The 15,087-nt window shown below is 53.7% G+C and carries 9 protein-coding genes; 4 read left to right on the top strand and 5 right to left on the bottom strand.

Translation table 11 applies throughout. From position 1 onward, the window contains the following. Positions 1-75: 75 nt before the first annotated feature. Positions 76-1,311, bottom strand: coding sequence for an MFS transporter (locus HDF10_RS01515; protein WP_183809797.1), 1,236 nt, complete (start codon positions 1,309-1,311; stop codon positions 76-78). 342 nt (positions 1,312-1,653) lie between these two features. Between HDF10_RS01515 and HDF10_RS01510 the strand changes: the two genes are divergently transcribed. Further along, positions 1,654-2,046, top strand: a complete 393-nt coding sequence (locus HDF10_RS01510) for a hypothetical protein (RefSeq protein WP_183809795.1) — start codon at positions 1,654-1,656, stop codon at positions 2,044-2,046. A gap of 770 nt (positions 2,047-2,816) precedes the next feature. Here HDF10_RS01510 and HDF10_RS01505 read toward each other — a convergent pair. After that, on the bottom strand, positions 2,817-3,146 hold the full coding sequence (locus HDF10_RS01505; protein ID WP_183764529.1) for a DMT family protein: 330 nt from the start codon (positions 3,144-3,146) through the stop codon (positions 2,817-2,819). Positions 3,147-3,204: 58 nt separating this feature from the next. On the opposite strand from HDF10_RS01505, the gene HDF10_RS01500 reads away from it, so the two are divergent. Together HDF10_RS01500 and HDF10_RS01495 are read left to right on the top strand one after the other, a co-directional pair. Further along, a complete protein-coding gene (locus tag HDF10_RS01500; protein ID WP_183809793.1) occupies positions 3,205-3,903 on the top strand; it encodes a YggS family pyridoxal phosphate-dependent enzyme in 699 nt (232 codons plus the stop codon). Next, positions 3,900-5,315 carry an APC family permease gene (locus tag HDF10_RS01495; protein WP_183809791.1) on the top strand — a complete coding sequence of 472 codons (1,416 nt, stop codon included), beginning with the start codon at positions 3,900-3,902 and terminating at the stop codon, positions 5,313-5,315. The genes HDF10_RS01500 and HDF10_RS01495 overlap by 4 nt, the downstream gene beginning before the upstream one ends. Before the next feature lie 99 nt (positions 5,316-5,414). Here HDF10_RS01495 and HDF10_RS01490 read toward each other — a convergent pair whose 3' ends face one another. The 3 genes from HDF10_RS01490 to HDF10_RS01480 form a co-directional block, all read right to left on the bottom strand. Continuing rightward, a complete protein-coding gene (locus HDF10_RS01490; protein ID WP_183809789.1) occupies positions 5,415-5,999 on the bottom strand; it encodes an outer membrane beta-barrel protein in 585 nt (194 codons plus the stop codon). Positions 6,000-6,006: 7 nt separating this feature from the next. Continuing rightward, complete coding sequence (locus HDF10_RS01485; protein ID WP_183809786.1) at positions 6,007-11,964, bottom strand: beta strand repeat-containing protein; 5,958 nt, start codon at positions 11,962-11,964, stop codon at positions 6,007-6,009. Positions 11,965-12,299: 335 nt separating this feature from the next. Then, positions 12,300-13,445: an SIS domain-containing protein gene (locus tag HDF10_RS01480; protein ID WP_183809784.1), complete on the bottom strand. Its 1,146-nt coding sequence runs from the start codon at positions 13,443-13,445 to the stop codon at positions 12,300-12,302. Between the two features lie 347 nt (positions 13,446-13,792). On the opposite strand from HDF10_RS01480, the gene nagA reads away from it, so the two are divergent. After that, positions 13,793-14,959, top strand: coding sequence for an N-acetylglucosamine-6-phosphate deacetylase (gene nagA, locus HDF10_RS01475; protein WP_183809782.1), 1,167 nt, complete (start codon positions 13,793-13,795; stop codon positions 14,957-14,959). Positions 14,960-15,087: the final 128 nt, after the last annotated feature.

Here is a 15,087-nt window from a genome sequence, read left to right as displayed (position 1 = left end):
TGGCTCACGGCACTTTGTGAGCCACGCAGTCGAAGGATCCCCGTATTTGTCTTTCCTTTCGGCAGGCAGTAACTCCTATGCCTTTCGTTGAAAGGTCGGCAGCTTGGTCATGACGATGAGAAAGTAGCCAGCCACACCCACCAGGCACAATCCGAATCCCCCCACAGCGATCGAGATGCCCAGGAGTGGAATCAGCTTCCCCAGAATTAGCGCGCCTAGTGGTATCCCAGAGCGAAACGCCAGACTATAGACGCTCATCACCCTCCCTCGCATCGAGTCAACAACAATGAGTTGAACGACTGACAACATGAGCGAGGCAGATGCCATCACAGCCGCGCCGGCAAGAAAAATCAAAACGCAAGAGATTGGAAGCCACTTGGATACTGAAAATCCGGCCGTCGCAAGCCCAAGCGCGAAAAGGGCAAGCACCGCCAGACGCGCCTGACCTTTCAGCTTCTCCATCGCCGCGACCAGCAGAGCTCCACAAATCGATCCGGCACCTGAGAAAACCAGCAAAAGCTCATAGGTCCCGGGGCCTCTGTGGAAGATCGTCCGCACAATCACCGGGAGAAATCCAGTCAAAGAAAAACCGAACAGAGTCGTGCAAAACGCCAGCACGACGAGCGGAGTCAAACCCTCCCGATCTCTAATAAATCCGATTCCCTCCTTCATGCTCTTCAAGACGGACATCTGTGTCTTAGGTGCAACGAACTGCGTCTTGATAGCGAACAGAGAAAGGATCACCGCAACGAAGGAGACGCCGTTCAATGCGAAGCACCAGGTCGCTCCAAAGGCGGTATACGCGAGGCCTCCGAGTGTCGGGCCGATGATGCGCGCAAGATTGAACTGAATGGAGTTCATCGAAATTGCATTGGCAAGGTCTTGAGGTTCCACCAGCGTTGGCAACAGCGCGGAGTAGGCTGGTCCGCCAAAGGACTGCCCAACCCCAACGACGAAAGACAAGGTCAGGATGTGCCAGACCCTGACCGTATGGGTAGCGAAGAGCAACGTCAAGGTAAAGGCGCAGATCATCTGGATGTACTGCGACGACAGCAGCATCTTCCTCCTGTCCAGCCGGTCAGCAAAGACACCACCGAACAGAGAAAACAGCATGATCGGCAGCTGTCCCAGGAACAGATCCAGTCCGAGATAAAAGGGATCTCTTGTGAGGTCGTAGACCAGCCAGCTTTGCGCGAACTGCTGCACAAACGTGCCGATGGTAGAGACACACGCACCCAGCCACATGATCCGGAAATCACGGTATCGAAACGCTCGGAAGATGCGATTGAAGAAGGACGAGGGTTCAACCAAGAAAGCTAGGCTCCGTTCGACGATATGACCAACCCCTCGTTGATCTGGCCCAATCGAAGGTAACGTTGAGACATGGTTCACTCAGTAGATGAGAATCCCGATGCACGGTCGCAGTTTCTCATCTCTCCTCTCAAAGCAAGAAACCCACCACGCAACACCATCAAAAAACCTGCAAAACACCCTCTCAAGTCCACAAAACAAAAGCAATCACCACCGTCTCTCATTACTATTCGGAGATTATCACCGTGACGCAAGGTAGTAGCTAGTGAGACACTTCCTTTCATGCGGATACCGAGATGGCTTGATTTTCTTAGAACTGCAGGACTGCTTGGAGGTGGTAGCGTGATTTTCGCTGTCGCCTTGTTCGCAATTGCCGTCTGGGAGCACTACAAAGAAAAGAACGTTCCCGCTTCGTGGCTAGTAGCAAGCGGGGTGTTCTTCTTTGCATTCGGGTTCTATCAGGCGTGGTCGAAAGAAAGAGATGAAAAGGAAGGGGCCCTTGCTCGTATTGAATCCCCCAAGTTCGATTTCCTAGTCGGAACAACGATTCCGTTGTATGACGCTAGCTACGACCTGACCATTTTCTTCATGCTGGCAAGGATACTCAACAAGGGGCACGCTTCCGTAACGACAGATTGGAGCGCCACATATCGACTCGGCACCGCTCAAGAGAAGATGACATCTTCTACTTACGCGAACCTTATAGCGTTACGGTGGGTGATGAGGTGCTGCTAATAGACAACAACGACCTGCTAAACGTGAAGACTGCCGAAATTACCATAGAACGGGGTAGCGTGGCGAACGGCAGACTTCTTTGGACCTTGCCCGGAAATCGAACGTCACAAATTCAATCATTTCAATATTCCATTGAAGTAACCTGTTGCGATTACGAATCAAATTCCTATCACGCACTGTACTCGCCAGCCCTCACGCCAACACCAAAGCTGATGACCCATCCCACGAAAAGGCTACTCGGGTTAAACTGCCCGAGTGAGCCATGGTGCGACTGCCCCAAATTTCGCCCAAACCAGCTGTCAAGCCCACAAACCATCTAACTCTTTCCTATTCTTAGAGATAGCCGTGGCGTATAAGTTATATCCAATTCTCTATACTAGTTACAGAGGCAAAATAAGGTTGTCATCCTGACCCCTGGGCCGAAGGGGGAAGGGTCCCTGTATTTGTCTTTTCCGGCATAACCCGTTTAGAAACAGTATTCTGCAAGCAAGTCCTTTAGATGGAATGTTTTACAGGTAATACCCCCTCTGTAAACCACTCCATCTAAAGAAGTTACGCTTTGTAATAGGAGGGGGGTGGGGTGGGGATCGAGGCTGTGTCCTGCCGGACGGGCGCCCTGCGCGGGCCGCGCCCACTTCGTGGGGTGTATACCGGCTTCGCCTCGGCATCCCGTTGGTCGGCGGCGAGATTAGTCTCCGACCAACGGGAGGACCAACCGAAGGGGTATACAAGTCACGAAGTGACCGCCGCCCGCGCAGGGCGCAGTTCCTTCAGAACTTATGGAACATGAAAAACGCACCAGCGATCAGGCAGCCAAAGGCCGCAAAGTGGTTCCAATGCAGCTTGTCACCGAAGTAAAAGGTCGAAAACACGCCGAACACCGTCAGCGTAATCACCTCCTGAATCACCTTGAGCTGATCCGGACTGAAGCTCTTCGACCCGATCCGGTTGGCCGGCACCTGCAGGCAGTACTCAAAGAAGGCGATGCCCCAGCTCACCACAATCACCTTCCACAACGGCACCTCCTTGAACTTCAGGTGCCCATACCAGGCGAAGGTCATAAAGATATTCGAACCAATCAGCAAAAAGATGGTCCACATAGTTCGTTTCGGTCTCCTGTCAATCCAATGGGAAGCTAAACGATAAGATGCAAAGAGCATGTCCATCGCCGGAAACCTCGAACACCTTCACCAACAGATCCACGGAGCCTGCCGCCGAGCCAACCGCTCCGACAGCGAAGTAGCCCTGATGGCAGTCAGCAAGATCCACCCGGTCGAGGTCATCCACGAAGCCTACGCCGCCGGTCAGCGCCTCTTCGGCGAGAACCGGGTGCAGGAGTTTCAGGAAAAATCCCAGCGCCTCGCAGCCCTGAACGACGCCGAGTTCCATCTCATCGGCCCGCTCCAATCCAACAAAACCGCCCGCGCAGCCGAGCTATTCCACGCCATCGACGCAGTTGACTCGCTGAAGATCGCACAACGGCTCGACGCAGCCGCCAAAGCACTGGGAAAGAAGCTACCGATCCTGATCGAGGTGAAGCTGAGCCACGAGGAGTCCAAACACGGACTCAACCCAGCCGAACTATCCGCCCTGCTCGCCGCAATCGAGCCGCTAGAGTCGGTCGAAGCGGTAGGCCTGATGACAGTTCCACCGTGGTCCGAGGACGCAGAACTCGCGCGACCCTACTTCCGCGACCTCCGCAAGCTGAGAGACCAGTCGCTCGCCAGCTTCCCGAAGCTCACGCAGCTATCCATGGGAATGTCGAACGACTTCCAGGTAGCCATCGAAGAGGGCAGCACCTGCGTCCGCGTCGGGACAGCCCTCTTCGGCAAACGGATCGTGGCCAGCGCCGGATGAACTCCGAGCCCAAAGCAAGGGAGCTCCATCGCGGCCTCTCCACCGGAGCAGCGCTGGGCCTCAACGTCATCGACATGGTCGGAGTCGGCCCATTCGTCACACTGCCCATCATCGTCGGGGTCATGGGCGGCCCGCAGGCGATCCTCGGCTGGCTGATGGGCGCCCTCCTCTCCCTCTGCGACGGCCTGATCTGGAGCGAACTAGGCACTGCGTACCCTGAGGCCGGCGGCTCCTACGCCTACCTGAAGCACCTCTACGGAGAGAAGAGCTGGGGGCGGGCATTTTCCTTTCTCTACGCCTGGCAGGTCCTGATCAGTGCCCCCCTCTCGATCGCCTCCGGGTGTATCGGATTCGCACAATACCTCACTTTTTTCCTCCCGAACGCGAGCCGCCCATTCGCCTCCACGTCGCTTCTCGGTGTTCCGGTGGTACTGAGCGGACAGACACTGATTGCAATGAGCGCATGCGCAGCCGCCGTGATCGTACTGCACCGCAGCATCTTCGCCATCGGTCGAATCGCACGCTGGCTTGGAGTTACCGTAGGTCTTACGCTTGTCTTGCTGATTGTGGTTGGATTTACCCACTTCAGCCCGCATCTGGCCTTCGACTTCCCTGCTGGGGCCTTTCACCTCAGCCCTGCGTTCTTCCTCGGACTCGGGAATGGAATGCTGATCTCTGCCTACGATTATTGGGGCTACTACGGGGTATGCTTCCTCGGCGCAGAAGTCCGCGATCCCGAAAGGACTATTCCACGTGCCGTGCTGGGCTCAATCGGCGTTGTCGCGACGCTCTATCTGCTGATGAACATAAGCGTTCTTGGCGTACTCCCATGGCGAGAGATGGCACAGAACACCGACAGCCATGCTCGCATGTTCACGATGGCAGTCTTCATGGAGAAACTTTACGGGCATACCGCCGCCGGAGTGATCGTTCTGCTAATCGCCCTCGCAGCGCTTGCATCCGTGTTTGCGTTATTGCTCGGATATTCGCGAATTCCTTTTGCTGCTGCACGGGACGGTAACTTCCCCTCATGGTTTGGAGCTGTACATCCGAAACATCGAGTTCCAATGCACTCCCTTTTGACCCTCGGCGGCATAACGCTGATGTGTTGCATCTTCAGACTGCAGGAAGTCATCACGACTCTTGTAGTGATTCGTATCTTGTTTCAATTTCTGTTGCAGGGAACGGCCACGTTACTACCAAAGCACCGCCGCGAGCGCAAGACGCGAGGATTTCGGATGCCGCTGTACCCCCTGCCCGTGATGCTGGCGCTGGGTGGATTTGTCTTCATTCTCTTTTCGCGACCGAACTTCCTGCGAGAGATGCGAACAGCCGGGCTGATCCTGGTAGCGGGCTTCGTTGTGTATGCGTTGCGTTTTATAAATGTCCGAAGCTGGATAGAAAAGAGCTAGTGCTGGAGCCAACCCTATTAGATTCACCGTCGAGCCTTGGGGTTGAGAAAAAGCGGTTCCATTTTAGAATCGACATTAGGGTCTGCTCGTCGATTCAAGCTATCGGCCGAAGTTATAGGTGACACCTGTACTAATTCTGATATTGTTTTGACGGTCGTTCGCGGCGTTGGGGATCTGCGTGTAGACATAATCAAATTCAGCAATGGTCAAGCCCAGTCTTCGCTTGAGTCGAGTGCTTACGCCTCCTCCTGCAGCTAACCCAAACGAGTTGCGATTGATCGTGAATTGAAAATTGACATCCTCTTTCGCTCCCCCAAACAGTACTTCGCCATAAGGGACGAAACGGCTTGAATTTCGACGAGTGTACCGCGCACCAAAGAGATAGTTAACTATCGTAATGTTTTGAGAAGTGTTATCAACGTTGTTAGCGTGTGCGACCGCGATATCGGCTACTGCGGCCCATACGGGGGTCACGTTTATAAGTATCGTTCCACTGCCTCCGTTGAGCGAGAAGCAACCACACTGGCCCGGGGGAGCGTTCGCGTGGAAGTAGTTATAGTTGGCACCCACCTCGAATCGCGGTATGTCGTCGTTGATTCCACCCATTGATATGGCCTGGGCATGCAGAACCCCGGACAAGACGGATAGAAGTATTAGAAGCAGGACGCTTCGAAGATGCATCATTCCTCTCCTACTGAACGATCAAAGTAGCGGTTGCGGCATGTTGGACGGTACCTTCGACACCGGTTACCGTGACAGTGTAAGTTGTGGGAGTAAGAGTGAAATACCCACCTGCGCAGCCACTAAGTGCAGCGATTGGTAGAAGAGAGCCGAGTGCTAGTAGGGCGAGCATCAAAGTACGAGGCATCTTCTTTCGAAACTTTCGGATTGTTCCGAGTCCTAGAAGTCCAAGCATCCCAACAGCGATCGGCAGTTCGTTTCTTTTGTGAGGCATACCTTGGAACGGATGGTCCTGTGCACGGAGAGAGTTGCTGGTTTGAACGTTGAGAACAACTCCCGTGACTCCGCTGCCCGCAGCTACCGTGGATGGAGTAAGGGTATAGGTTGAGCCTGGCGGTAAGCCTGTGACTGTTAGTGCCACATCGTTGAGAAAGGTTGTGACACTAACGGGAGCGATGCTGAAGTTATAGCTTGTAGTCGCTCCTGGGAAGATGTTCTGGCTAGCGGGGCCACTGTTTGTGTTCGTGAAATCTTCCACGACGTCGTTCGCGGGAGCTGATGTACTGGGTGCGAAGGAACTGTCTCCCGAATAGACCGCTATGATCTGATGTGAGCCCGTAGCCAGCTTGGAAGTAAGGAGAGCCGCATTAGCATTGGTGCTAAGCGACACTGCGACACCCCCATTCGAGGTAAGAATAGCTGTTCCCAGTATCGTTGTGCCATCCATAAACGTTACCGTTCCAGTAGCATTTGGGCTCGAAGCAGTAACGGTGGCGGTAAAGGTAATCCCAGTCTCGATGAGTTGGGCAGGCGTACTCTCAGCGATAGTAATAACGGTTGGGATCTTACTGATGACCTGTACTAACACAGAGGAGATAGATGGGCTATAGCTCGAGTCGCCCCCATAAGATGCAGTGATGGGGTGAGACCCAATCGTCAATGCGGATGTAGAAAAAGTCGCTACTCCTGAAGTATTGACTACTCCAGTGCCTAGAGTGGTCGAACCGTCGAGAAAGGTCACCAAACCAGTTGCCCCAAGATGTACGGCAGCGGAGAAGGTTATAGATTGACTAATTGCCGATGGATTAGTGGACGACGTTAGGGTTACAACGGTGGCTGTTTTTCCTACCGTTACAAGAGTAGGTGGTGACGTAGCAGGATTATTATTCGCGTCTCCTGAGGTGGCCGCAGTAATGGAATTAACTCCGAATGGAAGCGATGGAACTGTAATAGTTGCAACACCATTCACAATGGTCGCTGATCCTAATGGAGTCGTACCGTTCGAGAAAGTAACTGTACCAGTAACGCCTGTTGGGACTGTCTCGGTAATAGTCTCGGGCGTATCGATGGGTAGGTTAGATGACGACACAACAGGCGGAGGCAGGATCGGCGTATTTTTCCCGACGGATTGTGTGAGGCTACCGGTTGCGGAGTTGTTATTGGCATCTCCGTTGTAGGTGGCGGTGATCGCGTCGCTTCCTATCGGCAAAATAGAAGCGGAGATGGTTGCAAATCCACTCGTTATTGTTGAGGTGCCGAGAAGAGTTGAACCACTGGTGAAGGTCACTGTGCCAGTTACACTGGTCGGAAGCGTGGCTGTGAACGTTACAGCTTGATTGAAAGCAGACGGATTAGTGGAAGATGTCAGATTAACAGAAGGAGTTGCTTTTGCCACAATTTGGGTAGTTGAGCCGGTTGCGGGATTGTTGTTCGTATCGCCACCGTAGGAAGCTGTGATCGGATCACTGCCTACCGGAAGCGTCGTCGTGGTAACGATTACAGTTCCGGTCGTCGGATTTACTGTGCCAGATCCCAACGTAGTGCCGCCGCTAGTGACCGTGATTGTTCCGGTTGTACCAGGGGGAACAGTCGTTGTAATCGTGACCGAACCACCGTAGGTGCTGGATCCAGAGGTGGTCACCGTCACGGGCGGCGTATTTTTCCCGACGGATTGTGCGAGGCTAGCGGTTGCGGAATTGTTATTGGTATCTCCGTTGTAGGTGGCGGTAATCGTGTCGCTACCTGTCGGCAGGGTAGATGTGGAGATAGTTGCATCTCCACCCGTTATTGTTGAAGTGCCGAGAACAGTTGAACCACTGGTAAAGGTCACCGTGCCGGTCACGCCAGATGGAAGCGAAGCAGTAAAGGTCACAGACTGATTCACCGCAGATGGGTTCGCCGAGGAAGTTAGAGTAACGATCGGAGTGGCCTTGGTCACGGTTTGGGTGGTAGTGCCGGTGGCTGGGTTGTCATTCGTATCGCCACCGTAAGAGGCGGTGATCGGATCACTGCCTACCGGAAGCGTCGTCGTAGTGACGGTTACAGTTCCGGTCGTCGGATTTACTGTCCCAGATCCCAAGGTCGTGCCGCCACTGGTGACCGTTATTGTGCCGGTTGTACCAGGGGGGACCGTCGCCGTGATCGTGACAGGACTTCCAACCGTGCTGGAGCCTGAGGTAGTAACAATCACCGTCGGTGTCGCCTTATTCACAGTCTGGGTCAGAGTCGCCGTCGCTGTGTTGTTATTCGTATCGCCATTGTAAGTGGCAGTAATCGTGTCGGAACCGATTGGCAGCGTTGTGCTGCTTATCGTTGCCACCCCGTTGGTCAGGGGTGATGTTCCCAGAGTGGTCGAACCGATCATGAAGGTCACGGTGCCGGTTGCAGTGGACGAAACAGACGCTGTAAAGACCACCGACTGATTCGCCACAGACGGATTGATCGACGACGAGAGCGCCTCAGTGGGGGACGCTTTCGTTACCGTCTGAGTCGTGGAACCCGTCGCCGAGTTGTTAATATTGTCTCCACTGTAGTTTCCCGTAATCAGATCGCTACCTACTGGCAATATCGCGGTCGAAATCGTGACTGTTCCGGAAGTTGATGTTACAGTGCCTGATCCCAAGGTCACACCACCGCTTGTGAGCGTAATCGTGCCAGTCGGACCGGTCGGCACAGATGCAGTAATTGTGATGGAATGGCCATAAATACTCGGACCGGAGGTGGCAACTGTCACCGATGGACTTAGCTTCGCAACGACTTGAGTCAAGGTAGAACTGGAAGAATTGTCATTTCCATCGCCACCATATGTCGCGATAATGACGTTATTGCCAAGAGGAAGCGTTGAGGTCGTGAACGTGGCAACACCATTCGCCAGTGTTGAACTCCCCAGAAGGGTCGAGCCGCTCGCAAACGAGACCGTACCAGCCAAGTTTGCCGACAGCGTGTCTGTAAAGGTGACTGCCCCTCCTGGCAATGAGGGATTGACTGAAGATGTCAAGGTCGATGTGATGCTGTCTTTAGTTACAGTCTGGGTAGTAGTTCCCACGGCCGAGTTGTAGTTGCCATCCCCGCTGTAAGTGGCAGTGATGAGATCACTTGGTGGCGACAACAGCGTCGTAGTTACTGCTACTGTGCCACCGGTGATGGCTCCCGAGCCAAGCGAGAGGGTCCCGCTCGTAAAGACAATCGTGCCAGTCGCATCAGTTGGAACCGAAGCTGTGATCGTAACGGTGTCACCGTAAGTGCTGGGTCCAGAAGTTACAACACTTACGGTTGGTGTCGCCTTATTGACTACCTGAACAAGTACAGGGGATTTGTTAGAGCCATACTGCGCGGTTATATTATGGGCGCCTACTGAGAGACTAGAAGTTGTGAACGTCGCGGTTGTGCCGGATATGATGCCGCTTCCGATGCTCGTCGTGCCGTCGAAAAAGGTTATTGTTCCAGTTTTTCCAGTAGCTACAGTTCCAGTGAAGGTAACAGATTGCAAATAAATCGACGGATTGAGCGACGAGCTTAGCAAGACATTAGAAACTGTGGCCGTTACCGTATTCGAATTGCTGGGGTTGTAGTTTGAGTCTCCAGCGAATACGGCAGTGAGGGCATCGGCTCCCACCGGCAACGTAGTTGTCGTTAGCGTAGCAACTCCGTTCACCAGGCTTCCAGAGCCAAGCAGAGTGGTACCGGTGAAGAATTTTATTGGCTCATTGTTAGTCGTCGTGGTTGGCGGCCCGACTGTGTAGGGGGACAGGACAGCCGTCAACACGATAGCCTGCCCAGGCAAAATAGCTGAAGTTGCAGACGCCGTCAGAGCAAGTGTCGTATTTACGGGTGCGGCAGTAAGTGGGACAGTGGCTGAGACGCTACCTACGTATATAGAGTCGCCAGAGTAACTCGCATCCACTTGATGAACGCCACTACCAAGTGGAAAGACAGCGACCTGAGTGAGGGCGGAGGCTACAGATGACTGTTGAACCTGACTCAGCGAAACAGCTGCACGTGGTGTGTCCGCATCGGTTCCAATGAGATCCGCATTGCCGTCGTTGTTATAGTCTCCTGCATTTACGGCATATGTGAGTGCGAAGCCACCTATGCCAGGCTCCTGATAATTCTGAAAAGTTCCATCGCCATTGCCCTGATAAACGAGAGCGCCGGTACTACCTCCTGCGATGATGTCAGGGATTCCATCTCCATTCACATCAGCAAGGTGGGGGTCTGATGGGATGTCAGAGACATAGGGCGTGGTCGTAAAATCTCCCTTTCCATCTCCAAGAAGGACGAAAAGACTGTTGCCAATATTGCTGTTCCCGCTACCTGGACGAGTAATTGAACTGGAGACGATATCGGGGAAGTCGTCGGCGTTTGTATCACCCGCGGTGAGGAATTCTCCTATCTTGGTCGCCACTGGAGATGTTGGCACCTGAAATGTGCCGTCGCCATTCCCAAGGGCAAGATAGAGGTCCGACAACGAACTGTTGGGCGACGAAGTATCGACCGCATAGGCCACATCGTCGTGGCCGTCCAGGTTGAAGTCTGCAACAACCACGCCATGGGCGAGAGCAGGAGTGAGAAGAGTCACCGCTTCAGGGACAAACTTACCACTTCCATCGCCAATAAAAATTGTGACGTTCTGCTGTGACCTATTGGAGAGCGCGATATCCAGAAGACCATCACCGTTGAAATCTCCTACGGCAATACTCGCGACATCGCCGGTTGGATAATAAACCGGCGCCTGAAATTTGCCGTCCCCGCTGCCAAGAATGATCACGAGACCACCATTCGTGCCATCGGAACAACCTAGGGCAATGTCAGTGACGCCGTCTCGATTGAAATCGGCAAGGAGAATCTGGAGAGCTTTCCCTACGACACAGCCGGCATAATTTACCTTTGGCTGGAAGGTTCCGTCCCCGTTTCCAAGAAGTACAGAGATCGTCTGCGCAGCATCTCCGGTTACGACATCCAGGTTATTGTCGGTATCGAGATAGGCCGACGCAATTGCCACTGACCTCAAAGTTGTTCCATTTCCACCTATCGCGAATGGCTGATTTTGAAGAAAGGTTGTTGAAAGCGTAGATACAGTCAGGTTCTCAGTACCAAGCAGGCTGTTACTTGTGCTGGTGTCTAGAAACGAAATACTACCGCTGGGGCCCGTATTTAGCGACCCAAAACCTGCAACCGTTCCTGTGAGACTGTAGTTTCCGATGGAACCTGCAGAGGTCAACGTCAGGCTCGAAGCATAAGTCCCCGTGACGGCATAGGTGACTGTATTCGACTCACTAGTAGCATAAGTATTATTTGCCCTGAACACTGCTTTATAACTGTGGTTTCCAATCGGTCCGCTGCCAATCTTTACGGACGCGGTTGCCGCCGGGAAGGTCAGTTGCGCAATACCCAAAGCGGAGTTATTTTCGCAAAACTTTGCTGTCGCCTCACAAAAAAGCACCAGACCTGCGCTGATTGGCGAGTTTCCGGCTGTGACGGTTGCAGTCAAAGTAATTGGTGTCTTATAGGGGACCGAAGTCGCTGAGATTGCCAATGTCGTGATAGTTGGCGTTGGTTTAGGCGTTATTCCAAAGGCCGCAGAGGAAAGAATTGACATCAACACGAGGGGAGAGAAAACTCGCGTCCGGCAAATGCCCATAAACACCGAGACAGAAAAACAAGGCGAACGGTGAGACAAGCGCTTCATAGGGTCCCCTTGGCTCGTTACTTCGACCAAACTTTAGTACCCACCGTAACCTCCTGAGTGAGCACTACCTATTACACGAAAGTTGCACCACGGCGGCGGCTCGTTTGGCCCTAGTCTCGCTGGGTGTAGTCAGAAGATTCAATAGAGAGGGAATGGCAGAGGGCTTGCTTGAAGACCAGTTAAACGACCCATATGTAGTGGTTAGGATGGATTTATATAAAGAGACACGGTTCAGCGTCGCCACATAGGGCGAAGGTCGGGAGTATAAAGCTAGAAATTATTTCAAATGCACGTAGGACTACCAGTGGATTGAAGCGGAACGGTTTGTCCGAGAATTACTCCGCTATGACGGCCTTGACCAGGTTTCTAGGCCGATCGACATCGATGCCACGGCTGATCGCCAAGGAGTAGGCAAGCAGTTGAAATGGAACGACCTCTAAGATGGTCGAGAGTAGATCGTTGCTGGCGGGAATAAAGAGGCAGGAGTCGCTGTACTGAGGGACCTCCTGATCGCCTTCGGTCGCCAAGGCAATAATTCTTGCACCTTGTGTCCGCATATCCTTCATCAGCTGTAGGACCTTGGAGTAGCGCAGCAGAGAGTCAGGATCGCCAGAGTCGGCGGTAGCAATCATGATGAGCGGAGAGTCCTTGCTCACGAGAGCATTGGGGCCATGTTTCAGTTCGCCAGAGGGATATCCTTCTGCATTCAAATATGCGGACTCCTTAAGCTTGAGCGCACCTTCTCGGGCGATCGCATAGTGTGCACCACGACCAAGGTAAAGCAGCGTTCGAGAGCTTGCCAACTGAGGCGTCAACGCTTCAATCTGTCTCTGCCATTCCGGCAATGCGGCTTGAAGGAGACCGGGAATCTCCTGAAGCTGGCGGCCGTGCGCCTCGGCAGCCTGGAGCGTCATGCGACCACGAACGCGAGCCAGGTGAAGAGCGAGAGAGTAGAGTACCGCAAGCTGCGTGGTAAAGCTCTTCGTTGCCGGAATGGCCTTCTCAACACCAGCAAGAGTTGGCATTGAGGCGCTCGCCTCGGTTGCCATGCTGGAATGAGCATTATTGGTGATTGCGACAGTGGCAAGTCCCCGGGCGTGGGCTTCTCGCAGAGCGGCTAATGTATCGGCCGTCTCCCCGGACTGAGAGATAACGACGACGCCGGGGTTATGCAGCGTATGCGTTGAGCGATAGGTATATTCACTGGCGTATTCGACGTCGACTGAGATTCCAGCCAGATCTTCAAGCATGATTTCACCGGCAAGACCCGCGTGCCGGCTAGATCCACTGGCGGCAATAACCAGCCGCTCTCGCCCTCCGATGGCATCGACAACCGGTTGAAACGTCTCTGCTGTTGAGACGCCGCCTGGAACATATTGCTCGATAGTCGCGGCGAGAGCCTGGGGTTGCTCGTAGATCTCGCGCAGCATGGCGTGAGGAAATGTCACAAGCTTCTGCGGAATGAGCGTCGGTTCTGTCATCTGCTTTTGGCACCCAATGGCTTTTTGGCTGCGTTGACGATTGTGGGGCAGTTCTCCGGAGCAACTGACCCGTTGAAGACGGTAAATGTGCACTCGATGACTCGCGAGGCGCATCTTAAATCAAGCTTATGCCGACCGCGCACCATAGAGAGATTACTTCGCCCTGAAGGAAATCTTTCCAACGTTAGACTTGTATGTACGACTATACTGGATTTGCAGTGTGGAGGATAGTGCTTGTTTACGAATGTTGGTATCCAAGGCTTATCGCCTTCACCAGGTCCGCGCGAAGGTTCAGAACATGATTAACTAGAGCTTGCGTTCAACGTGAAGCCGACGAAAGGGCAGCAATGACTAGTACGATAGCGGCGCGGAGACTCATAAATTCGGACTTGGTGGTTGAGTACCCGCTGGTAACAATAGAAGATGGTCGCATCAGCCAGATAGAGAGTCTGAACGCCGCCGCTTACGAACGGGTGCAGGCAACATATAGCTTTTGTGAGGCCACTCTGGTGCCAACGTATGTCGACATACATATTCATGGTTGCGCTGGACACGACGTCATGGAAGCCGACTCTAAGGCGCTGAAAGCGATTGGATTCTACCTTTCGAGCCGCGGCGTAGGGGCATACTTTCCAACTACAGTGACGTCTCCGACGGATGAGACTCTACGCTCATTGACGGGACTTGCGGCTGAGATCAGACGGTGGGCGGAGGCTGCCGACCATGGTGCTACCCCCTTGGGGATACATCTCGAAGGGCCGTTTCTCTCTCATCTAAAACGTGGCGTACATACGGAGGCTCTGCTGGAAGTGCCCTCTGTCTCACTGTTCGACCGTTTCTGGCAGGCAGCAGAGGGCCAGATTCGCCTTATGACGATTGCTCCTGAGTTGCCCGGAGCGGCTGAATTGATCGCGCACGCAACTGCCCTGGGAGTTCGTTGCAGCATGGGACACAGCGACGCCAGGGTATGCGAGGCGGAGGCGGCCTTTGTAGCTGGAGCGCGTTCCGCAACCCATACGTTCAATGCAATGCGGGCTATCGATCATCGAGAGCCTGGACTGGCGGCCTATGTGCTGGATAAGCGCTCCCTGTTTGCCGAGATCATCTGTGATGGCATTCATGTAGACCCCTTGATGGTCCGGCTCTTCTTCAAAGCCAAAGAGAGGGACCGCATCATTCTGGTGACCGATGGCATGAGTGCCACCGGAATGCCAGATGGGACTTACATGCTGGGCGATATGAAGGTGGAGGTACATGACGGGCGTTGCACCTCCGATGGCGTTCTTGCGGGCAGCGTATTGACTCTTGACCGCGGAGTACAGAACCTCATGAACTTTACCGGCGCAAACCTGGAGACCGCTGTCGCCGCCGCCTCGCGAAACCCTTCTCGACTAATGGGCATCGATGACAGTTGGGGCAGCCTGGAAGAGGGTCGCGCGGCCAATATCACCGTACTATCACCGTCGGCCGGGGTCATACAAACCTTCTTGTCAGGAAGATCGATGATTGCTTGAGCTGAGTTACTCATTCTTGCGCAGGCAAAACCGCTCGATGGATTGACCACTTACTGCTACCCGTTTTTGACAAGATGTGTATAGACAACAGAACCGGGATAGGACTAAAAAGACAAGGGACGCGAATT

Origin of the sequence: Tunturiibacter empetritectus (assembly GCF_014201375.1) — a bacterium.
Lineage (GTDB): Bacteria > Acidobacteriota > Terriglobia > Terriglobales > Acidobacteriaceae > Edaphobacter > Edaphobacter lichenicola_D.
Note: the sequence above shows the minus strand (reverse complement) of the source record. Positions and strands in the feature narration are given on the sequence as shown.